Source organism: Motiliproteus sp. SC1-56, assembly GCF_017309075.1.
In the GTDB taxonomy this organism is placed as follows: domain Bacteria; phylum Pseudomonadota; class Gammaproteobacteria; order Pseudomonadales; family Balneatricaceae; genus Motiliproteus.
In genome coordinates, this window is record NZ_JAEMGS010000001.1 from 58,433 (window position 1) to 79,430 (window position 20,998).

A 20,998-nucleotide genomic window follows, 5' to 3' on the forward strand; every position below is an offset into this window, starting at 1 on the left:
GTCCATACCCCCTAAAACGCTATTAATTTGTCCTGCTGGCCGTTGGCAGGTAGACTGTCCGTCCCTTTTTCTCGGCTGCAACGGCCCCCGCTCGAACGAAGCCGTCATAAGCAGCTGATTTCAAAAGCTTTACATAGGGTTTGCTTATGAAGACAGGACTTTATCGCCCTGGCGAATTCAAGGACAACTGCGGCTTCGGCCTGATGGCCCACATCAAAGGAGAGGCCAGCCACGACCTGCTGTTGAAAGCGATCGAGTCCTTGACCTGCATGACCCACCGCGGCGGCATCGCTGCCGACGGTAAAACCGGAGACGGTTGCGGCCTGCTGCTGCAAAAGCCCGACAGTTTCTTGCGCACCGTCGCCAAGGAGGCCTTTGATCGCGAGCTCGGCGAGCAGTATGGCGTGGGCATGATCTTCCTTTCCAAGGATGAGGCCAAGGCCGCCACCGCCCGCCAGCGCCTTGATGCGGCGCTCACCGCCCAGGGGCTGGAAGTGCTGGGCTGGCGCGAAGTGCCCACCGACCCGTCCTCCTGTGGCCCCATCGCCCTGGAGACCCTGCCCCGCATTGAGCAGGTGTTCGTCAACAGCGCCGGAAAATCTGCCCAGCAACTTACCGTGAGCCTCTACGTGGCCCGCCGCAAGGCGGAGCTGGCCCTGGTCGAGGACCAAGATTTCTACGTCTGCAGCCTCTCCAACAGCGTGCTCTCCTACAAGGGGCTGGTGATGCCGGCCGACCTGACCAGCTTCTACAAGGATCTGGACGACGCCCGCATGGAGACCGCCATCTGCGTCTTCCACCAGCGCTTCTCCACCAACACCGCGCCCCGCTGGCCCCTGGCGCAGCCGTTCCGCACCATCGCCCACAACGGCGAAATCAACACCATCGAAGGCAACCGCAACTGGGCCAATGCCCGCGCCCGTACCTTTGAAACCGACCTGCTGCCCAACCTCGAGGAGCTGCAGCCCGTGGTCAACACCACCGGCTCCGACTCGTCCAGCCTCGACAACATGGTCGAGCTGCTGATCGCCGGCGGCATGGAGCTCTACCAGGCAGTGCGGATGATGATTCCCCCGGCCTGGCAGAACGTGGAGACCATGGATCCGGATCTGCGCGCCTTCTACGAGTACAACTCCATGCACATGGAGCCCTGGGACGGCCCGGCTGGCCTGGTGATGACCGACGGTCGCACCGCGGTCTGCATGCTCGACCGCAACGGCCTGCGCCCCTCCCGCTGGGTGATGACCAAAGACGGCATCATCTGCACCGCCTCCGAGATCGGCACTTACGACTACAAGCCCGAAGACGTGGTCGCCAAAGGCCGGGTGGGCCCCGGCCAGATCCTCGCCATCGACACCGAGACCGGCGAAGTGCTGCACACCGACGACGTCGACAACCGTCTGAAGAGCGCCCACCCCTACAAGCAGTGGCTGAAGCAGCACTCCTACCGCCTGGAAGCGCAATTGCGCGACCAGGACCTGCAGTTCAAGGAGTTCACCCCGGACCAGCTGAAAACCCACCAGAAGCTCTACCAGGTCACCTTTGAGGAGCGAGACCAGGTGATCCGCCCCCTGGCCGAGACCGGTCAGGAAGCGGTGGGTTCCATGGGCGACGACACCCCCATGGCGGTGCTGTCGCAGCGGGCGCGGCCCATCTACGACTACTTCCGCCAGCAGTTCGCCCAGGTCACCAACCCGCCGATCGACCCCCTGCGCGAGGCGATCGTCATGTCCCTGGAGACCTGCCTGGGTAACGAGCGCAACGTCTTCGACTACACCGCCGACCACGCCCAGCGCATCATTCTGGCATCCCCGGTACTCTCGCCGCGCAAGTACCAGGTGCTGTTCAACAACGAAGTGCCGGGCTTTGAGAGCCACTTCATGGGCCTCAATTACGACCCCGCGCTGGGGCTGCAAGCGGCCATCGAGAAACTCTGCGACGACGCCGAGCAGGCGGTGCGCGATGGCCGGATCCTGCTGATCCTCTCCGACCGCGCCATCAAGCAGGGCATGCTGCCGATTCCCGCCCCCATGGCCATCGGCGCAGTACACCACCGCCTGGTGCAGAAAGGACTGCGTTGCGACGCCAACCTCATCGTCGACACCGGCAGCGCCCGCGACTCCCACCAGATGGCGGTACTGTTCGGCTTCGGCGCCACCGCGGTCTACCCCTACCTGGCCTACCGCATCATCAACGACATGCTGGCCACCGGGGAGCTGCAGGGGGACCAGATCACCCTGCACAGCAACTACCGCAAGGGCATCAACAAGGGGCTGCTGAAGATCCTCTCCAAGATGGGCATCTCCACCATCGCCTCCTACCGCGGCGCCCAGCTGTTCGAGGCCGTGGGTCTGGCCAGCGAGGTGGTGGACCTCTGTTTCCGCGGCGTCGCCAGCCGAATCGAGGGGGCCAACTTCTTTGACTTCCAACGTGATCTGGAGAAACTGGCCCAGGACGCCTGGAAGCTGCGCAAGCCAGTGGACCAGGGCGGGCTGCTCAAGTTCGTTCATGGCAAGGAGTACCACGCCTTCAACCCGGACGTAGTGGGCACCATCCAGAAAGCGGTAAAGAACGGCGACTACGGCACCTATAAAGAGTTTGCGGCGCTGGTCAACGAGCGCCCGGTGGCCACCCTGCGCGACCTGTTCAAGCTCAAGGAGGGCAAGGCCATTGACCTCTCCGAGGTCGAGCCCAAGGAAGCCATCTTCAAGCGTTTCGACTCCGCCGCCATGTCCCTGGGTGCCCTCTCTCCCGAGGCCCACGAGGCCCTGGCCGTGGCCATGAACGAGCTGGGCGGGCGCTCCAACTCCGGTGAGGGAGGCGAGGATCCGGCCCGTTACGGCACCAACCGCCGCTCCAAGATCAAGCAGATCGCCTCCGGCCGCTTCGGCGTCACGCCCCACTACCTGGTCAACGCCGATGTGCTGCAGATCAAGGTAGCCCAGGGAGCCAAGCCCGGCGAGGGCGGCCAGTTGCCCGGCGGCAAGGTCAACGCCCTGATCGCCAAACTGCGCTACTCGGTGCCCGGCGTCACCCTGATCTCGCCGCCGCCGCACCACGACATCTACTCGATCGAAGACCTGGCGCAGCTGATCTTTGACCTCAAGCAGGTCAACCCCGACGCGCTGGTCTCGGTGAAACTGGTCTCGCGTCCCGGTGTCGGCACCATCGCCGCCGGTGTCGCCAAGGCTTACGCCGACCTGATCACCATCTCCGGCTACGACGGCGGTACCGCGGCCAGCCCGCTCACCTCCATCCGGCACGCCGGCTCGCCCTGGGAGATCGGCCTGTCCGAGACCCACCAGGCACTGATGATCAACAACCTGCGCGACAAGGTGCGGGTGCAGACCGACGGCGGCCTCAAGACCGGCCTGGATGTCATCAAGGCGGCCATTCTTGGCGCCGAGAGTTTCGGCTTCGGCACCCTGCCCATGGTGGCCCTGGGCTGTAAGTACCTGCGTATCTGCCACCTCAACAACTGCGCCACCGGTGTCGCCACCCAGCACGATTACCTGCGCTCCGAGCACTTCATCGGCACCGTGGAGATGGTGAAGAACCTCTTCACCTTTATCGCCGAGGAGACCCGGGAGTGGATGGCCAAACTGGGCGTGCGCACCCTGGAGGAACTGGTGGGCCGTACAGACCTGCTGGAAATCCTGCCCGGCACCACCGACAAGCAGCAGCGTCTGGATCTGAGCCCGATCCTGGAGAACGATTTCGTCGACGGCAGCAAGCCCCAGACCTGCCAGCAGGCCCATAACGCCCCTTATGACAAGGGCGAGCTGAACCTGAAGCTGCTGGAGGCGACCCGGGACGCCATCGCCAACAAGCGCGGCGGCGAGTTTACGTTCACCATCACCAACTGCGACCGCTCGGTGGGCGCACGGGTCTCCGGTGAGATCGCCAAGCACTACGGCAACGACGGCATGGCCGATGCCCCCATCCGCATCAACCTGGAAGGGGTCGCCGGGCAGAGCTTCGGCGTCTGGAACGCCGGTGGCCTGGAGCTGCGCCTGGAAGGGGATGCCAACGACTACGTGGGCAAAGGGATGGCCGGCGGCAAGATCGTCATTCGTCCCCCCGCCGCCAGCGAGTGCGAGACCCAGAAAACCTCCATCGTCGGCAACACCTGCCTGTACGGCGCCACCGGCGGCAAGCTGTTCGCTGCGGGCTGCGCCGGCGAGCGCTTCGGGGTACGTAACTCCGGCGCCGATGCGGTGATCGAGGGTGCCGGGGATCACTGCTGTGAATACATGACCGGCGGCCTGATCACCGTCCTCGGCAACACCGGCTACAACTTCGGCGCCGGCATGACCGGCGGCTTCGCCTACGTGCTGGACCTGGATCGCTCCTTCGTGGACAAGTACAACCACGAGCTGGTGGAGATCCATCGCATCAGCAATTACCACATGGAGGAGTACCGCCACCACCTGCGCTCCGTGATAACCGAGTATGTCGAGGAAACCGAAAGTGCCTGGGGTCGGCAGATTCTGGACAATTTCGACGACTACATCACCAAGTTCTGGCTGGTCAAGCCCAAGGCCGCGGGCCTGGGTGAGCTGCTCGACAATATGCGCAAGCGCCCCGAGTAAGGGGCCCTTCGGTGACACAGGTTTGTACGCCCCCCGCGAGGGGCCGAGATATGAGGACTAGGTGAAATGAGTGATCGCCTGCAAAACGATTTTCAGTTCGTGGACGTCAAGCGCCAGGACCCGACCAAGGTCCCCGCGCGCATCCGCAAGAAGGAGTTCGCCGAGATCTACGGGCCCTTCAAGCCGGAGGAGGCCGCCACCCAGGCCCACCGCTGCCTGGCCTGCGGCAACCCCTACTGCGAGTGGAAGTGCCCGGTTCACAACTACATTCCAAACTGGCTGAAGCTGGTCTCCGAGGGCAATATCATGGAGGCGGTGGAGCTCTCCCACCAGACCAACTCCCTGCCCGAGGTGTGCGGCCGCGTCTGCCCCCAGGACCGTCTCTGCGAAGGCGCCTGTACCCTCAATGACGGTTTCGGCGCCGTCACCATCGGCTCGGTGGAAAAGTACATCACCGACACTGCCGTCGCCATGGGCTGGAAGCCGGACCTCTCCAACGTGGTTCCCACCGGTAAGAAGGTGGCCGTGATCGGCGCCGGCCCGGCCGGCATCGGCTGCGCCGACGTGCTGACCCGCAACGGCGTGCAGTGCGTGGTCTACGACCGCCACCCGGAGATCGGCGGCCTGCTTACCTTCGGCATTCCCGAGTTCAAGCTGGAAAAGAGCGTCATCACCCGCCGCCGCGAGCTGCTCGAGGGCATGGGCATCGAGTTCCGCCTCAACACCGAGGTGGGCAAGGACGTCGCCTTTGACACCCTGCTCGAGGAGTACGACGCCGTGTTCCTGGGCATGGGCACCTACACCTACATGAAGGGCGGCTTCCCGGGAGAAGAGCTGGAAGGCGTTTATGACGCCCTGCCCTTCCTGATCTCCAACGTCAACAACTGCCTGGGCTACCCCCAGGACGAAAACGGCTTTATCAACCTTAAGGGCAAGCGGGTGGTGGTCCTCGGTGGCGGTGACACCGCCATGGACTGCAACCGCACCTCCATTCGCCAGGGCGCCAAGAGCGTGCACTGCGCCTACCGTCGCGACGAGGCCAACATGCCGGGCTCGCGCAAGGAAGTGGTCAACTCCAAGGAAGAAGGGGTCAAGTTCCTCTTCAACCGCCAGCCGGTGGAGGTGGTAGGCGAGGACGGCAAGGTCACCGGCGTCAAGCTGGTCACCACCGCCCTGGGCGAGCCCGACGCCAATGGCCGCCGCCGTCCCGAGGTGGTCGAGGGCAGCGAGGAAGTGGTGCCCGCCGACGCGGTACTGGTAGCCTTCGGCTTCCGCCCCAGCCCCGCCCCCTGGTTCAAACAGTTTGATATTCAGCTCGACGAGGGCGACCGGGTGGTGGCGCCTGCGCAGGGGGACTTCCCCTTCCAGACCAGCAACCCCAAGGTGTTCGCCGGCGGCGACATGGTCCGCGGCTCGGACCTGGTGGTCACCGCCATTCACGAGGGCCGTCAGGCCGCCGAAGGCATTCTGGACTACCTCGACGCCTGATCGTGTTGAGCTGTCGCGAAGAAGGCACGGTAAACCCGTGCCTTTTTTATTGGTAAGCCCCTATACTAGGCGGCTGTTAACGAGTTTTTGCCGAGAGTTTCCATGTCCGAACTGAAAAACGACCGCTTTCTCCGTGCCCTGAACCGCGAACCCGTGGATGTCACCCCCGTCTGGATGATGCGCCAGGCCGGCCGCTACCTGCCCGAGTACCGCGAGACCCGCGCCACCGCCGGCGACTTCATGAGCCTGTGCAAAAACGCGGATTTCGCCTGCGAGGTCACCATTCAGCCCCTGGAGCGTTTTCCCCTGGATGCGGCGATTCTCTTCTCCGATATCCTCACCGTTCCCGACGCCATGGGGCTGGGCCTCTATTTCGAGACCGGCGAAGGACCCAAGTTCAAAAAAGCAGTGCGCACCGAACAGGATGTCGCCGCCCTGCCCCTGCCCAACGTGAGCAGCGACCTCGACTACGTGATGAACGCGGTCAAGACCATCCGCGCCGAACTCAACGGCCGCGTCCCCTTGATCGGTTTTTCCGGCAGCCCCTGGACCCTGGCCACCTACATGGTCGAAGGCGGCTCCACCAAGGACTTCCGCCACATCAAGCGGATGATGTACGAGACCCCGGAAGTGATGCACGCCCTGCTCGACAAACTTGCCGTCACCGTCACCGCCTACCTCAACGAGCAGATCAGGAGCGGCGCCCAGGCGGTACAGGTGTTCGACACCTGGGGTGGCGTGCTCAGCGGCCCCTGCTACCGCGAATTCTCCCTCAAGTACATGCAGCAGATCGTTGACGGCCTGATCCGTGAGCACGACGGCCGCAAGGTCCCGGTGATCCTGTTCACCAAGAACGGCGGCCAGTGGCTGGAAGCGATCGCCGACACCGGCACCGACGCCCTGGGCCTGGACTGGACCACCAACATCGACGAAGCCCGCGCGCGCGTCGGAGGCAAGGTGGCCATCCAAGGCAACATGGACCCCTGCGTACTTTACGCCGGCCCCGAGCGGATCCGCGCGGAAGTCGAAGATATCCTGCAACGTTTCGGTAATAACCCCGGACACGTTTTCAACCTGGGCCACGGCATTCACCAATATGTGGACCCGGAAAACGCGAAAGTGTTTGTGGAAGCGGTGCATGAATTGAGCGCGAAATATCACGCGTAAGCCCAAAAGGGCTGGTACACCCAGCCCTTTTTAAACAACTGTTTAAGTCGGTTTATTTAAATCCAACCCCCCCTTCTTATTTAGCCACTAACCTTCCTAATTATTTGTTAGATATGCTAGCCTTGTCCGAACGAATATACGTTGGAGCAGGGTAGCGATTCCTTTTAGGAAAAACTGACCTGTCACAGTCACCATTAAAAAGGAAATGATGATGGGGCAGTTAATTCACCGATTGTTGTGCGTAGTTTTCTGTGGAATCCTTCTTGCCGCCTGTGGCGGCGGTGACGGGGCGGTAGGCTCCGGCGGGGGCAGCGCTACCCGGGATACCGGTAGCACCACTGCATCCACTTCCCCATCACTAGCCCTGACCCTGATCGACAGCGGCGCCAATAAAACCACCAGCATCACCGAATCCCAACAGGGCACGCTGGTCGCCAAGGTGCTGAGCGCAGGCGGCGTGCCGGTCGCCGAGACCGTCGTTACCTTCCAACTCGACAACACCAACATCGGTACCTTGGAGCCGGCGTCCGGCACCGCGTTGACCAACGCCTCCGGCGAAGCGCGCATCACCCTGAAGGCAGGCACCGCCGCGGGCGCAGCGACGGCCACCGCCACCGCCACCGTCAACGATGAGAGCGTCTCGGATACGCAGGCCTTCAGCACCTCTCTGGCCAATATCGCCCTGGGCTCAGGTTCAGGCGCCGGGTTCAGCGAAGGCTCGCTGGAACCCAGTGTGGCGCCACCCGCGGAGCTTTCCGCCGGAGGCACCATGACAATTACCGCCACGGTTGCAGATCAGGACAACGCTAACGCCCTGTTCACCTCTCCGGTGGAGGTGAGTTTTACCTCTTCCTGTGTCGCGGCGAGTAAAGCGACTATCGACGGTACGGTCACCACCGTCGGCGGAACCGCCGTAGCCACTTATCGGGCCGACGGCTGCGTCGGCAGCGACACCATCACAGCATCGGCCCCCGGTGGCCTCAGCGCTTCGACCAACATTCTCGTGGCGGCCGCGGCGGCAGGCTCCCTGGAGTTTGTCTCAGCCACCCCTGGCACCATCGCACTGAAAGGAACCGGTGACAGCGAGCGACCGGAAACTTCCACGGTGGTGTTCAAGGTGCTGGATATCAACGGCAATCCCCGTGCCGGTCAAACCGTGAATTTCAACCTCTCCACAACCGTTGGTGGTCTATCCCTCTCTACCACCAGCGCCACCTCGGACAGCAGCGGCCTTGTCCAAACCGTGGTCAACGCGGGAACCGTTCCCACCAATGTTCGGGTCCACGCCCGCTTTACCACCGGCGGGGGAACGGATCTCTTTACCGTTTCCAGCAACCTCACGCTCAGCACCGGCCTGCCCGACCAGAACAGTTTGTCGCTTTCCCGGGATATCGAAACCCCCCAGGGATGGGATCGTGACGGTGAGAAAGTGACCTTTACCGCCCGCCTCGCCGACCGTTTTAATAACCCGGTGCCCGATAACACCACCGTGCTCTTTACCACGGAAGGAGGCGTCATTGAACCAAGCTGCGTCACCGAAGGTGGTGCCTGTAATGTAATTTGGACCAGCCAGAATCCGCGTCCCGCGGACGGTCGCGTAACCGTGCTCGCCACCGCCATCGGTGAAGAGGACTTTACTGACCTCAACGGTAATGGCCTGTATGACGACGGCGAGCCGGTCAGCTCACTGCCCGAAGCCTTCCGTGATGCAGATGAAAGCGGTGTTTGGGAGAGCGGCGAGTTTTTCCGCGATTTTGATGAAGACAGTCAGTACACCCTCGCCGACAGCTTTTATAACGGCTCCCTTTGTACCTCAGCGGCCAAGACCCTGGGGCACTGCGCCAGCCTGGTCGAAGTCCGCGAAAGTTCGATTATCGTTATGTCTAGCGCGGTTCCTGAAGTCGGCGGGATCACCTTCTCTCCCGCGTCCATCACAGTCACCGATGATGGCAAAGCCAATATTTCCGCAACCGTCCAGGACGTGAACGGTAATTCACCCCCTAACGGAACCACGGTGGCCTTCACAGTGACAGTGGGCAGCCTGCAAGGGCAAACCTCTTTCACCGTCGGAAATCAGCTGGATCCATTCGACGCAGACCTGGAATTCAAGGGAGAAGCCACGGACTCGACCTTGAACGGTAAATTAACAGCCAAAGTCACAACACCGGCTGGAGATGAAACAACCGCCTCGATTCCGATTACAATAAACCCCTAATCGCCCTTGGATAGTTGTAGAGCCGGGCTTAGCCCGGCTTTTTTTATAGAGTATCAGCAGTAATGAGCAAATCGGCCTTCCAACTAGCAGTGGTTCTTTGTGGCGCCCTGTTTATCTCCGGCTGCGCCAACTCCCCGCCCCGCAACATCAATAACAGCTGCGATATCTTCTACGACAAGGACGACTGGTACGATGCCACCCGTGACAGTTTCGAGCGCTGGGGGGTGCCGATTCACGTGCAGCTGGCGATCATTCACCAGGAGTCCAAGTTCCAGTACGACGCCCGCCCGCCGCGCACGTACCTGCTGGGGATCATTCCCTGGTTCCGTCCCTCTTCTGCCTACGGCTACGCGCAGGTAAAGGACGGCACCTGGGACTGGTACATCAGCAAGACCGGCAACTGGGGCGCCGACCGGGACGATTTCGAGGACGCGGTGGACTTTATCGGCTGGTACGGCCAGATGAGCCACAAAATGCTGGGAATTTCCAAGTGGGACGCCTACAACCAGTACCTGGCCTACCACGAGGGGCAGGGGGGCTTTAAGCGCAAGACTTACAACCGCAAGCCCTGGCTGCTGGGCGTCGCCCGCAAGGTCAAGGACAACGCCTACCGCTACGCCGTGCAGCTCAAACGCTGCGAGGATGACCTCGACTCCCCCTGGTTCTGGCCCTTCTAGGGGCCGCCAGCAGTGGCGGCCCCTGCACTTCTATTATTGATATTATTGAATCGCAGCGCCGCCCTTTATCCGTAGACCAGCTTAGGCAGCCAGGTGGCGAGCGCCGGCCAGTAGGCCAGCACGCCCAGCAGCCCAAGCTGGATAACGATAAAGGGCATGACCCCCCGGTAGATCTGGCCGGTGCTGATGCTGTCCGGTGCCACCCCGCGCAGGTAGAACAGGGCGAAGCCAAAGGGCGGGGTGAGGAAGGAGGTCTGCAGGTTGAGGGCGATCATGATCCCCAGCCAGATCGGATCCAGTCCCATGGAGAGCAGCACCGGCGCCACCAACGGCACCACCACGAAGGTGATCTCGATAAAGTCGAGGAAAAAGCCGAGCAGGAACATCACTGCCATCACCAGCAACACCGCGGTAAAGGTGCCGCCGGGCAGCTCGTGGAGGAAGTCACGGACCAGGTCGTCACCGCCAAATCCGCGGAACACCAGGGAGAAGATGGAGGCGCCCACCAGGATGATGAAGACCATGGAGCTGACCTGGGTGGTGGTGCGCATCACTTCGCGCAGAATATCCAGGTTCAGGCTGCGGCGCAGGGCCGCGAGCACCAGTGCCCCCACCGCACCCACCGAGGCGGCCTCGGTAGGGGTCGCAAGCCCCCCCAGGATCGAACCCAGCACCAGCACGATCAAAAGGATCGGCGGCACCAGCACCTTGAAGGTCTTGCTGCCCAGGTTCGCCACCGCGCGGCGCTCCTCTGCGGGAATCGCCGGGGACGATTTCGGGTCCAGCAGCGCCCGCAGCAGCAGATAGACAATATAGGCAACCACCAGGGCCAGCCCCGGCAGCAACGCCCCGAGAAAGAGGTCCCCCACGGTGACCGTCTCCGGCGAAAAGATCCCCTGTTCCAACTGCGACTGCTGGTAGGCGGAGGAGATCACGTCTCCCAGCAGCACCAGCACGATGGAGGGCGGGATAATCTGCCCCAGGGTACCGGAGGCGCAGATGGTGCCGGTGGCCAGTCGCGGGTCATAACCGCGGCGCACCATGGTGGGCAGGGACAACAGCCCCATGGTCACCACGGTGGCGCCCACGATACCGGTGCTGGCCGCCAGCAGCATGCCCACCAGGGTCACCGAGATGCCGAGTCCGCCGCGCAGGGGGCCGAACAGGGTGGCCATGGTGTCCAGCAGCTCTTCGGCAATGCGCGAGCGCTCCAGCATCACCCCCATGAAGACAAACAAGGGTACTGCCACCAGCACCTCGTTGGTCATGATTCCGAACAGGCGGTTGGGAATGGCCTCCAGAAACACCGGGTCGAAGTAACCGCTGAGGGTGCCGATGGCCGCAAAGAGCAGCCCGGTACCCGCCAGGGAATAAGCCACCGGGTAACCGGCCAGCAGAATGATCAGCGCCGTCAGAAACAGCAGCAGGGGCATCAGTTCGGTCACAGCTCGGTCTCCTGGTTCTCTTCCAGATGGGCCTGCCCGCGCAGCACCAGCAGGTTACGCAACAGCTCGGCGATGCCTTGCAGGATCATCAACGCCGGCATCACCAGCAGGGTGGTCTTAAGCACAAAGCGCGCCTCGATGCCGCCGGCTTCCTGGGATCCTTCAAGAATCGCCCAGGAGTTGGCCACGTAATCCCAGGCGATCCAGAACATGAACACCGACACCGGCAGCAGCAACAGGCTGGTGCCGGCGATGTTGATCAGGGCCTTGCGCCGCTCGGGCATCGGCCGGTAAAAAATGTCCACCCGTACGTGACCGTCGTGCTTGAGGGTGTAGGCGGCCCCCAGCAGAAAGACCCAGCTGTGCAGGTAAATGACCGACTCCTGCAGGGCGATCCACCCCACGTTGAAGAGGTAGCGCAGCACCACCACGGTGAAGGTGATCAGCACCATCAGCAGGGTGAGCCAGGAGATAGCCCGCCCGGTGAGTTCGCTGAGGCGATCAATGCGCTGCACGATGCCCATTAGCCTAAGAGATGACATTAAAGACGGATCCTCCGTAACCGAGCGCTCGATTATCCCTACCCCCGCCGGGGATTAGGTATTGATTTGTCTGGGAATCACCTAGAATACACAAAAATCGACCAGGAGTTAGCGTCCTTGAATCAATCCGACCACAGCCTGCGCCTCGGCCAACTGGGCAGCTGGCAGCTGGGGGTGTTTTCCGCCGCCATCGCCGAGCGCCTGTTCCCCAACTACGCCCTCTTTGCCCGCCTCACGGACACCGGAGACGCACCCTTGATGCGACAGGCCCTGGACAAGGTGTGGGACCGCCTGGCCAATCGCGGCGGCAAGGTCAACTTCGACACCCAGCTGGAGCGGGTGGACGGGCAGATTCCAGATCCGGAAGCCTTCGACATGTTCGGCGTCTATCCCGCGCTGGATGCGGCGGTGGCCCTTTACGGCGCCCTCAACCAGATGGTCGAAGCCAGCGCCGAGGAGGCCCAAAACCTCAGCGAACTGGCCCTCACTGGCGTCGAGACCTACCTTGAGATCACCGCCGATGTCGACCTTTCCGACGAGGAGCTGGTGCGTCACATCAACACCCACCCGTTGATGGAACAGGAGCGTGAATTTCAGGAGACGCTGCTCGCCAAACTAAACGCGGCCGCCAAAGCCGAGGCCGGCCTCGTCGACGAACTGCGCACGCTGGCCGCTAACGAGGGTGTCAGCAACATCGGTATCAGCGACCAGCCGTGAGCCCGGGCGTCAGCCCTCCATGGTCAGAATCAGCTTGCCCCGGGCGTGACCGCTCTCGCTGAGGCGGTGGGCTTCGGCGGCCTCGCTCAGCGCAAAGGTCCGCTCCACGCGGGGCTTGAGGTGGCCATCGGCCACCAGCGCCAGCAGCGTCGCCAGCTGCGCTGGGTCCTCGTGAACCCGAATCCCCTGGGCCTTCAGCCCCTGCTCTTGAGCCGCCTTCACCACCTCGTCGGCGGTAACGGTCGGCAGGGTGACCAGAAGGCCACCGGGCTTCAGGCAGCCCAGGGCCTCGATACCCGCCTGCCCGCCAACCCCGTCGATCACCAGATCGCAGTCCTGCACTGCGCTCGCCAGATCGGCGCTCACGTAATCAACCACCTGGGAGCAGCCCAGCTCCTGCAGGTAGGCGTGGTTGACCGGCGAGGCCGTGCCCACCACGGTTGCGCCCTTCCAGTGAGCCAGTTGCACCGCCAAGTGCCCCACCCCGCCGGCGGCAGCCAGCACCAGCACTTTATGGCTGGACTCCAGCTCCGCGGCTTCGAACAGGGCCTGCCAAGCAGTCATGCCGGCGATGGGCAAGCCCGCGGCCACCTCGGGCGCGACCCCGTCGGGCAGGGCCACGAGCTGGGAAGAGCGGGCTACCACCCGATCGGCATAGCAGCTTCCCGGGTGTGGAAAGTTCAGCAGCCCGCAGACCCTGCGCCCTTCGCTCCAGTCGCTGACCTCAGGGCCTATCTCAGCGACTTCCCCGGCAAATTCCCAACCCAGGATCAGCGGCGGCTCCCCCAGGAAGGGACGCGCACCGCCGCCGCTTCGGGTCTTCCAGTCGATGGGGTTAACACCGGCCGCTTGGTTTCGAATCAGCACCTCGCCGGCGCCGGGCCGGGGGTCGGGCAGAGTTTCATACTGCAGCACTTCGGGGCCACCGAAGCGGTGAAGACGGACCGCTTTCATGGGGGTATCCTGTTGAATGAGGTGAATTTCTTTTCAGCATAGCGCCCACTGTCCCGGAGGTGAAGCATGATCTTGCCGGTGCCGCAGCCCACGGCGGCTGCCGTTTTCCTGCTCTGGCTTTGCGCCCTCTGGGGAACCGCCGTGCAGGGCGCCGAGCGGCTGGAGCTGGTACAGGCGCTCCCCATTGTGCCTGCCGCCCATGACACCGTCCCCCTGGAGCCCTCGGGCCTTGCCGTCTGCGGTGATCGCCTGCTGATGGTTTCAGACGATCACGATGACCGCGTGTTCGAGCTGCTCCCGGGACCCCGCCAGGCCAGGGCCCGGGTCTTCATAGAGATCAAGGTAGGGGCGCCCCCCACCTTGCCGAATTACACCTCCCGACGGCTCAGACGGCTGGCCGCTAAGGGACGTTGGGACTGGGAGGGGATCGCCTGCGAGGCCGGGGAGCTTTTCCTGCTCAGCGAAACCCTGGCGCAGGTGCTGGCGGTGGACAGCCAGGGGCTCGGAACCTGGATGGGTACCAGCCTGTACCGGGCCGGGCGTGACATCGGCCTCTTCGCCCTGCCGAACGCCTTTGCCGAGGGTCTGACCCTGACGCCGAGCCAGGCCTTTGTGGCCGGCGAGCGCCAGCCCCGGGGACTGGTGATCGCCGAGCGGGGCAGACGCCCCTGGCCTCGCGCGCGGGCCCTCTGGCTCACCCCCTTTCCCGACCTGATGAGTCCCCATGATTTCAGTGGCCTCTGGGCAGAAACGGATACCCTCTACACCCTGGAGCGCAACCATTATCAGGTCTGCAGGCGGCCGCCGCCGGACTTCAAAGCCAACCGCTGCTGGGGCTATCGGCATGTAGAGCAGGCCCCCGACCTGGCCTACCGCGATCAGCGGTTTGGCAAGGCCGAGGGGATTGCCCGCCGGGGTGATCTTCTTTATCTTGTGCTGGACAATAATCACGGCCCGAGAGCTGCTGATCCAGAAGACCGCCGCCCCTGGCTGTTCGTCTTCAGCGTGCCGGCCGACTGGTAATCCACCCTTGGTCTACTGTGGCGGAAGCGTCCCGACCGCTACCATCGACAGACCAATAAAAACAAAACCCCAAAGGAAGTTATTCATGCCCCTGGACCTTATGGAACCGCTCTTTCTCGTACTGGGATTTCTGGTTTTCCTGGCCTCGCTCACCATGTTCATCATCCGCACCAAAAACATCCAAGCCGTGCTCAAGTTCTGGCAGGCGGATATCGCCTTTACCCACAAGGAGTTCGTTATTAACCGTATCGGCATCACCATCATGGTGATGGGCATCGTCCTGCGCTTCTTCAACGCCTGGGCCATCGCCTGATGGGAGGCAATCCCGTCAAAGGGGGCGGCTACCTGCTCCGAGGCCTGCAGCTGCTCACCGAGCCGGGCCTGCGCACCTTTGTCATCGTCCCCCTGATCGTCAACCTGCTGCTCTTCAGCACCGCCATCTATCTGCTGATACAGCAGTTCGGCAACTGGGTGGATTACTGGCTCTCTTTGATGCCCGAGTGGCTGAGTTTTGCCGAGTGGCTGCTCTGGCCCCTGTTCGCCCTGCTGGTGCTGCTGGGGGTCTATTTCAGCTTTACCCTGATCGCCAACTTCATCGCCGCCCCCTTTAACGGCCTGCTGGCCGAGCGGGTCGAGCATCGCTTGCGAGGCACCATTCCGCCGGACGAAGGCTGGCGGGAGCTGCTCGCCTCCACGGGGCGGGCGCTGCAGCGCGAGCTGGCCAAGCTGGTCTACTACCTGCCCCGCCTGCTGCTGATCTTTATCCTCACCCTAGTGCCGGTGGTGGGATTTGCCGCGCCCCTGTTCTGGTTTTTCTTCGGCGCCTGGATGATGGCGATCCAGTACTGCGATTACCCCATGGACAACAACCGGGTCAGCTTTACCCACATGCGCCAGCTGCTCAAAAGCCGGCGCCTCAGCTCGCTGGGCTTCGGCGCCCTAGTGTCACTGGGAATGCTGGTGCCGGTGATCAACCTGCTGATCATGCCGGCCGCGGTGATCGGCGCCACCCTGTTCTGGGTCGAGGAGTTTCCCGAGCAAGCCCGGGGCGTGCCTAGCCGACGCTGAATGTCAGCGAACAGCCCGAAGCGGCCCTTTCCCGCTGATTTCAGGCCGAATCCTCATTGACCATGGCAGAGGCCGGGCGCAACAGGTGCGCCGGGAAGTGGCAGAGAAAAAGGCTGCCCTCGCCGGGGCGGCTGTCGATCTCAAGGCGCGCCCCGTGGCGCAACATCACGTGCTTGACAATCGCCAGCCCCAGCCCCGTCCCCCCCGCCGCCGAGGAGCGCCCGGCATCGACCCGGTAGAAACGCTCGGTGAGGCGGCTGATGTGGTGCGGCTCGATACCGATGCCGTCGTCGCGGACACTGAAGTGCCCGCCGGCGCCGTCCACCCACCAGCGAACGTCGATATCGCCGCCCTCGGGGGTATATTTAACCGCGTTGTAGACCAGATTGGAGAAGGCGCTGAGCAGCTCCGCCTCCTGCCCCATCAACAGGTAGCGCTCATCCACCTCCAGGGTAATCTGGTGAGATTTGTCCTGCGCCAGCGCCAGGGCGTTCTCGCGCAACTCCCGCAGCAGGTGGCCGAGATCAATGGGCAGTTCGTCGCTGAGGCTCTCCGTGGTCTCCAGCCGGGAGAGCATCAGCATGTCGGTCACCAGGTTCCGCATCCGCCGGGCCTGGCCCTCCATCTGCTGCAGGGCGCGCCTGAGCCCCGGTTCCCTATCCTCCAGCTGATCCTGCAGGGTTTCCAGGTAACCCTGGATCACCGTGAGCGGGGTGCGCAATTCGTGGGAAGCGTTACCGACGAAGTCCTGGCGCATCCGCTCGAGCCGGTAGAGGCGGGTGACATCCCGCACCAGCATCAGGCGTTCGTGCTTGCCGAAGACGGCGATGGTGTACTGCAGCCGGACAGCCGGGTTGACCGGCGAGGGAAGCTCCAGGGGGGTATCGTAGTCGCGGCGTTCGAAATAGCGGACAAAGCGGGGATCGCGGATCAGGTTGAGCACCCCCTGCCCCACGTCGTCGGGCCGGCGCAGCCCCAGCAACTGCTTGGCCGCCCGGTTCCACCACTCCATATTGCCCTGGGAGTCGATCATCACCACCGCGTCCTTGAGGGCGCTGCTGGATTCCTGGACCCGTTTGATGACGCCCCTCAGGTGCGCCTCCGACTGGCGGTGCTGACGCTGCAGGCGGTAGATGGCATCGGTCAGGTGTCCCCAGGCGCCGGGCGCCTCCGGGGCGTCGCTGCCGTCGCTGCGCAACAGCCAGCGGTAGAGACGGCTCAGCTGGTAATTGTGCCAGGCGAGCAGCCCGGCCAGCGCTGCCGCCAGGGCCCAGCCCAAGGCATCCAGCCACCAGCCGATCAGCAGGGCGAAAAGCAGCAGGGCCGTGGTGGACTTAACGCTGAAAAGAGAGTCCGGCGGCACGCCTGTCTACGCCTTCAGGTGCTGGTTGGAAAAGCGATAGCCCATGCCCCGCACCGTCTGCACCAGGGGGGCGAGCTCCTCACCCAGGGCCTTGCGCAGCCGTCGAATGTGGACATCCACGGTACGTTCTTCGACATAGACGTTCCCCCCCCAGACAAAGTCGAGCAACTGGGCGCGGGAAAAGGCCCGTTCGGGGTGGGTCATGAAAAAGCTCAACAGCCGGTACTCGGTCGGCCCCAGCTCCAGGGGGGCGCCGTCCACCGTCACCCGGTGGGAGACCGTATCCAACACCAGACCGTTAATCTCAATCCGCGCCTCCTCGCCGCCGGGGCTTGCGCGCCGCAGCACCGCCTTCAGGCGCGCCACCAGCTCCCGCGGAGAGAAGGGCTTGGTGATGTAATCGTCGGCACCGGCCTCCAGGCCCTGCACCTTGTTGTCCTCATCCCCCTTGGCGGTCAGCATGATGATGGGGATATCGGCGGTCTGGTCATCTCTTTTCAGCCGCCGGGCCAGTTCGATGCCGCTGGTGCCGGGCATCATCCAATCCAGAAGAATCAGATCGGGCTGGGCATCCACCACGGCAGCCAGCGCGGCCTGGGCGTTATCCGCCTCCAGGCACTCGTAGCCGGCCATCTCCAGCGCCAGGCTGAGCATCTCCCGGATCGGCTTTTCATCGTCAACAATCAGCACGCGTTTGCTGCTCATGGTACCTCGACCCTCTATGACTGAACCATTAACGGCCTATTACAGCGGGCCAATGTTACAGTCCCATGACAGGCACGGGATTCAGCCCCGCAGCAGGTAATCCAGCGAAAGTCCGGCGAAGACCAAGGCCCCCACCCAGTGATTGTTCAGAAACGCCTCAAAGCAGCCCTCGCGGGTACGGTGACGGATCAGATACTGCTGATAGCCGAACAGCAGCGCCGCCAGGGTGACTCCCGAATAATAGAGCACGCCCGCCTGTAACTGCGCCCCCAGCAGCAGCAGGGTCAGCACCACCAGCCCCTGCAGGACGCCCACCGCGACGCGGTCGGCGTCACCGAAGAGGATGGCGGTGGACTTGATGCCGATCTTCAAGTCATCGTCCCGGTCCACCATGCCGTAGAGGGTGTCATAGGCCACGGTCCAGAGCAGGTTGGCGGCATAAATCAGCCAGGCAATGGCCGGCACCTCGCCGCTCTGGGCACTGAAGGCCATGGGCACCGCCCAGGAGAAGGCCGCGCCCAGCACCACCTGGGGCAGGTAGGTGTAGCGCTTCATAAACGGGTAGGCGGTGGCCAGGGCGACCCCGCCGAACGAGAGCAGCACGGTCTGGCGGTCCGTAAACAGCACCAGCACAAAGGCGCTCAGGCAGAGTACGAAAAACAGGCCGATCACCTCGCGAACGGTGACCCGTCCGGAGGGCAGAGGGCGGCCCCGGGTACGTTTGACATGACCGTCCAGGTGCCGGTCGGCAAAGTCGTTGATCACACACCCAGCCGAGCGCATCAGCACCACCCCGAGGGTGAAAATAATCAGCAGGTGAAGCGCGGGCACCCCTTCGGCCGCCACCCACAGCGCCCAGTAGGTCGGCCAGAGCAGCAGGTAGATGCCAATCGGCCGGTTGAGGCGGGTCAGCTCCATCCAGGCCCTGAGCCGCTCGACGCTCAGGCCCCGGCGAATATCCATCGGTCGCAGCAAGTTCCGCTCCTTCTAGGAATCGAAGGGGCTCATTGTACCTGCAGTAGCGAAGGCAGGAAAATCTCGCTGACCAGCAGCGGCTTGCCCTCTAGGCGGAATACGGAGCGGCGCGCCCAGGCCCGGGTCCGGGTCCGGGTGCCGTTCAGGGGCAGCTGCGCCGTTTCGATGGGGCCGCGGTGCATGCTGGGATCGTTGAACAGCACCGCGCCCAGGGGACGCTCGCCGAGGAACTTGAGGCGCCGCTGGGGGCCTGTGAGGGTGGTTGCCGGAATGATGCTGCGGGCGCAGACCCAGGGCTCGCCAAGCCCCCAGAGGCGCACCTCGCGCACCAGCACCTGCTGGCTGGGGGCAATTCCCAGGGCGCGGGCCTCGCTTAGGGTGGGACGGCTCCAGCCCTGGAACAGCACCTCGACCCTGAAGTCGCCGGCGCTGGCCCGCTTGAGACGCCGGGTCAGCGACCCCGAGTCCAGCAGCCAGCCCCGCCAGGCCCGGGGCAGGCGACTGCAGGGGCCACGGCGGTAGCTGCGCCAACGCACGGACAGGGGCTGTCGGGCCAGGGAAGAAGCAACCGGCACAAAAAGGTCCTGTGATGAAAAATCAGGCGCAGAGGATGCGCGATTCACTGTCCATATTCAAGCGCCGCCCGAGCGGCCACCGGCACGGTAGCATGACCTGGAGCAATAGCGGGGGGCGGATATTGAAAAAGGCCTTTGCTTCTTTAGGGTTGGGCTGATTTAATCAGCCCCGACAACTTCGGGAATTACGAGGATTATTATGCGTAAAGCAGAACTGGTGGCGCTGATCGCCGAAAAAGCGGACCTGACCAAGAGCGAAGCCCAGGCCGCTCTCAACGCCATGACCGACAGCATGACCGACGCCCTGGCCAAGGGAGATACCGTCTCTCTGATCGGCTTTGGCACCTTCACCCAGCGTCACCGCGCGGCCCGTCAGGGCAAGAACCCCCAGACCGGCGCCCCCATGGAAATCGCGGCCAGCACCAACGTGGCTTTCAAGCCCGGCAAGGCCCTCAAGGACAGCCTCAACAGCTAGGCGCCTGCGTCCCTTTTCCGGACCGAACAACTCAAAGCCCCGCGTGATGCGGGGCTTTTTTTCACCTTGTCATTCTTGGCGGCAAGGTCAAGCGTCGCAGGAAGCGGCCGAGATAATCCGATACTCTTCGGGCGCCCGATGAAGGGCGAAGTTGAAGATATTGGCCCGAATCTCCGCGACCCGTTCAAAGTCGCAGCGGGCAATGATCAACTCATCTTCCAGGGTCGAGGCCTGGGCGACGATCTCGCCGGTAGGGGCGATGATACAGCTCTGGCCCAAGAGGTCGCACCCCTCCTCCTTACCGGCCTTGGCCGCGGCCAGAATCCAGCAGCCGTTCTGGTAGGCCGAAGCCTGCATGCAGAGGTGGTTGTGGAAGCCCTGCAGGTGGTCGTGCTCCGGCACCGGGGGATAGTGCATAGGCGTGTTGTAACCGAGCAGGATCATCTCTGCCCCCTGCAACGCCATCACCCGATAGGTCTCGGGCCAGCGGCGGTCGTTGCAAAGTGCCATGCCGATCTTGCCGCCGAAGGCATCCCAGCTGCCAAAACCGAGATTACCCCGCTCGAAGTAGCGCTTCTCCAGGTGCTGGAACGGGCGCCACGGCTCGTGCTCGGGATGGCCCGGCAGGTGGATCTTGCGGTACTTGCCGACGATTTCGCCCTGCTCGTTAACCAGAATCGAGGTATTAAAGTGGCGGGTGCTGCCGGCCTCGTCCTGACACAGTTCGGCATAACCGAGGTAGAAGCCGATCTTCAGCCGCCGCGCCTCGTCAAACAGCGGCTGGGTTTGCGGCCCCGGCATCTCGGTTTCGAAAAACTGGTCTACCTCGGTCTGGTCCGCCATGAACCAGCGGGGGAAGAAAGTGGTCAACGCCAGTTCCGGGAACACCACCAAGGAGCAGCCGCAGGCGCTGGCATCGCGCATCATCGCCACCAGCCGCTCAACCACCTGGGTGCGGGTATCGCTTCGGGCCACCGGCCCCATCTGGGCAACAGCCGCGGTAATTACTCTCGACAT

The 20,998-nt window shown here is 63.3% G+C and carries 18 protein-coding genes; 10 read left to right on the forward strand and 8 right to left on the reverse strand.

The features are described from left to right. Positions 1-146: 146 nt before the first annotated feature. The 5 genes from gltB to JGZ97_RS00340 all read left to right on the forward strand — a co-directional run bounded on the left by gltB (position 147) and on the right by JGZ97_RS00340 (position 10,139). A complete protein-coding gene (gene gltB / locus JGZ97_RS00320) occupies positions 147-4,592 on the forward strand; it encodes a glutamate synthase large subunit (protein WP_207060600.1) in 4,446 nt (1,481 codons plus the stop codon). A 66-nt stretch (positions 4,593-4,658) separates the two neighbouring features. After that, entirely contained in the window at positions 4,659-6,080 is a 1,422-nt protein-coding gene (locus JGZ97_RS00325) for an FAD-dependent oxidoreductase (protein WP_207060601.1), read from the forward strand. A 102-nt stretch (positions 6,081-6,182) separates the two neighbouring features. Continuing rightward, positions 6,183-7,247 (forward strand): uroporphyrinogen decarboxylase, encoded by a 1,065-nt coding sequence (hemE, locus tag JGZ97_RS00330; RefSeq protein WP_207060602.1) that lies wholly within the window; start codon positions 6,183-6,185, stop codon positions 7,245-7,247. Between the two features lie 211 nt (positions 7,248-7,458). Beyond that, positions 7,459-9,462, forward strand: a complete 2,004-nt coding sequence (locus JGZ97_RS00335) for a hypothetical protein (protein ID WP_207060603.1) — start codon at positions 7,459-7,461, stop codon at positions 9,460-9,462. A 62-nt stretch (positions 9,463-9,524) separates the two neighbouring features. Beyond that, a complete protein-coding gene (locus JGZ97_RS00340; RefSeq protein ID WP_207060604.1) occupies positions 9,525-10,139 on the forward strand; it encodes a transglycosylase SLT domain-containing protein in 615 nt (204 codons plus the stop codon). A gap of 65 nt (positions 10,140-10,204) precedes the next feature. On the opposite strand, the gene JGZ97_RS00345 is transcribed toward JGZ97_RS00340, so the two are convergent. After that, positions 10,205-11,584 (reverse strand): TRAP transporter large permease subunit, encoded by a 1,380-nt coding sequence (locus JGZ97_RS00345; RefSeq protein WP_207060605.1) that lies wholly within the window; start codon positions 11,582-11,584, stop codon positions 10,205-10,207. Continuing rightward, on the reverse strand, positions 11,581-12,126 hold the full coding sequence (locus JGZ97_RS00350; RefSeq protein WP_242521441.1) for a TRAP transporter small permease subunit: 546 nt from the start codon (positions 12,124-12,126) through the stop codon (positions 11,581-11,583). Before JGZ97_RS00350 ends, JGZ97_RS00345 begins: the two co-directional genes overlap by 4 nt. A gap of 117 nt (positions 12,127-12,243) precedes the next feature. On the opposite strand from JGZ97_RS00350, the gene JGZ97_RS00355 reads away from it, so the two are divergent. Next, positions 12,244-12,843, forward strand: coding sequence for a YjaG family protein (locus tag JGZ97_RS00355; RefSeq protein WP_207060606.1), 600 nt, complete (start codon positions 12,244-12,246; stop codon positions 12,841-12,843). A 9-nt stretch (positions 12,844-12,852) separates the two neighbouring features. Here the strand turns inward: JGZ97_RS00355 and JGZ97_RS00360 are convergent, their stop codons facing one another. Beyond that, complete coding sequence (locus JGZ97_RS00360; protein WP_207060607.1) at positions 12,853-13,797, reverse strand: NADP-dependent oxidoreductase; 945 nt, start codon at positions 13,795-13,797, stop codon at positions 12,853-12,855. 66 nt (positions 13,798-13,863) lie between these two features. On the opposite strand from JGZ97_RS00360, the gene JGZ97_RS00365 reads away from it, so the two are divergent. The 3 genes from JGZ97_RS00365 to cysZ all read left to right on the forward strand — a co-directional run bounded on the left by JGZ97_RS00365 (position 13,864) and on the right by cysZ (position 15,888). Next, positions 13,864-14,820: a hypothetical protein gene (locus tag JGZ97_RS00365; protein WP_207060608.1), complete on the forward strand. Its 957-nt coding sequence runs from the start codon at positions 13,864-13,866 to the stop codon at positions 14,818-14,820. 85 nt (positions 14,821-14,905) lie between these two features. Continuing rightward, positions 14,906-15,133 carry a hypothetical protein gene (locus tag JGZ97_RS00370; RefSeq protein ID WP_207060609.1) on the forward strand — a complete coding sequence of 76 codons (228 nt, stop codon included), beginning with the start codon at positions 14,906-14,908 and terminating at the stop codon, positions 15,131-15,133. Next, complete coding sequence (gene cysZ, locus JGZ97_RS00375; RefSeq protein WP_207060610.1) at positions 15,133-15,888, forward strand: sulfate transporter CysZ; 756 nt, start codon at positions 15,133-15,135, stop codon at positions 15,886-15,888. Before JGZ97_RS00370 ends, cysZ begins: the two co-directional genes overlap by 1 nt. A 40-nt stretch (positions 15,889-15,928) precedes the next feature. Here the strand turns inward: cysZ and phoR are convergent, their stop codons facing one another. The 4 genes from phoR to JGZ97_RS00395 all read right to left on the reverse strand — a co-directional run bounded on the left by phoR (position 15,929) and on the right by JGZ97_RS00395 (position 19,506). After that, on the reverse strand, positions 15,929-17,251 hold the full coding sequence (phoR, locus tag JGZ97_RS00380) for a phosphate regulon sensor histidine kinase PhoR (protein WP_207060611.1): 1,323 nt from the start codon (positions 17,249-17,251) through the stop codon (positions 15,929-15,931). Between the two features lie 6 nt (positions 17,252-17,257). Further along, a complete protein-coding gene (gene phoB / locus JGZ97_RS00385) occupies positions 17,258-17,956 on the reverse strand; it encodes a phosphate regulon transcriptional regulator PhoB (protein WP_207060612.1) in 699 nt (232 codons plus the stop codon). Between the two features lie 81 nt (positions 17,957-18,037). Beyond that, a complete protein-coding gene (gene ubiA, locus JGZ97_RS00390) occupies positions 18,038-18,919 on the reverse strand; it encodes a 4-hydroxybenzoate octaprenyltransferase (protein ID WP_207060899.1) in 882 nt (293 codons plus the stop codon). A gap of 41 nt (positions 18,920-18,960) precedes the next feature. Continuing rightward, entirely contained in the window at positions 18,961-19,506 is a 546-nt protein-coding gene (locus JGZ97_RS00395; RefSeq protein ID WP_207060613.1) for a chorismate lyase, read from the reverse strand. A gap of 199 nt (positions 19,507-19,705) precedes the next feature. On the opposite strand from JGZ97_RS00395, the gene JGZ97_RS00400 reads away from it, so the two are divergent. Further along, positions 19,706-19,981, forward strand: a complete 276-nt coding sequence (locus JGZ97_RS00400) for an HU family DNA-binding protein (protein ID WP_207060614.1) — start codon at positions 19,706-19,708, stop codon at positions 19,979-19,981. 87 nt (positions 19,982-20,068) lie between these two features. Here JGZ97_RS00400 and JGZ97_RS00405 read toward each other — a convergent pair whose 3' ends face one another. Continuing rightward, positions 20,069-20,998, reverse strand: coding sequence for an N-carbamoyl-D-amino-acid hydrolase (locus JGZ97_RS00405; protein WP_207060615.1), 930 nt, complete (start codon positions 20,996-20,998; stop codon positions 20,069-20,071).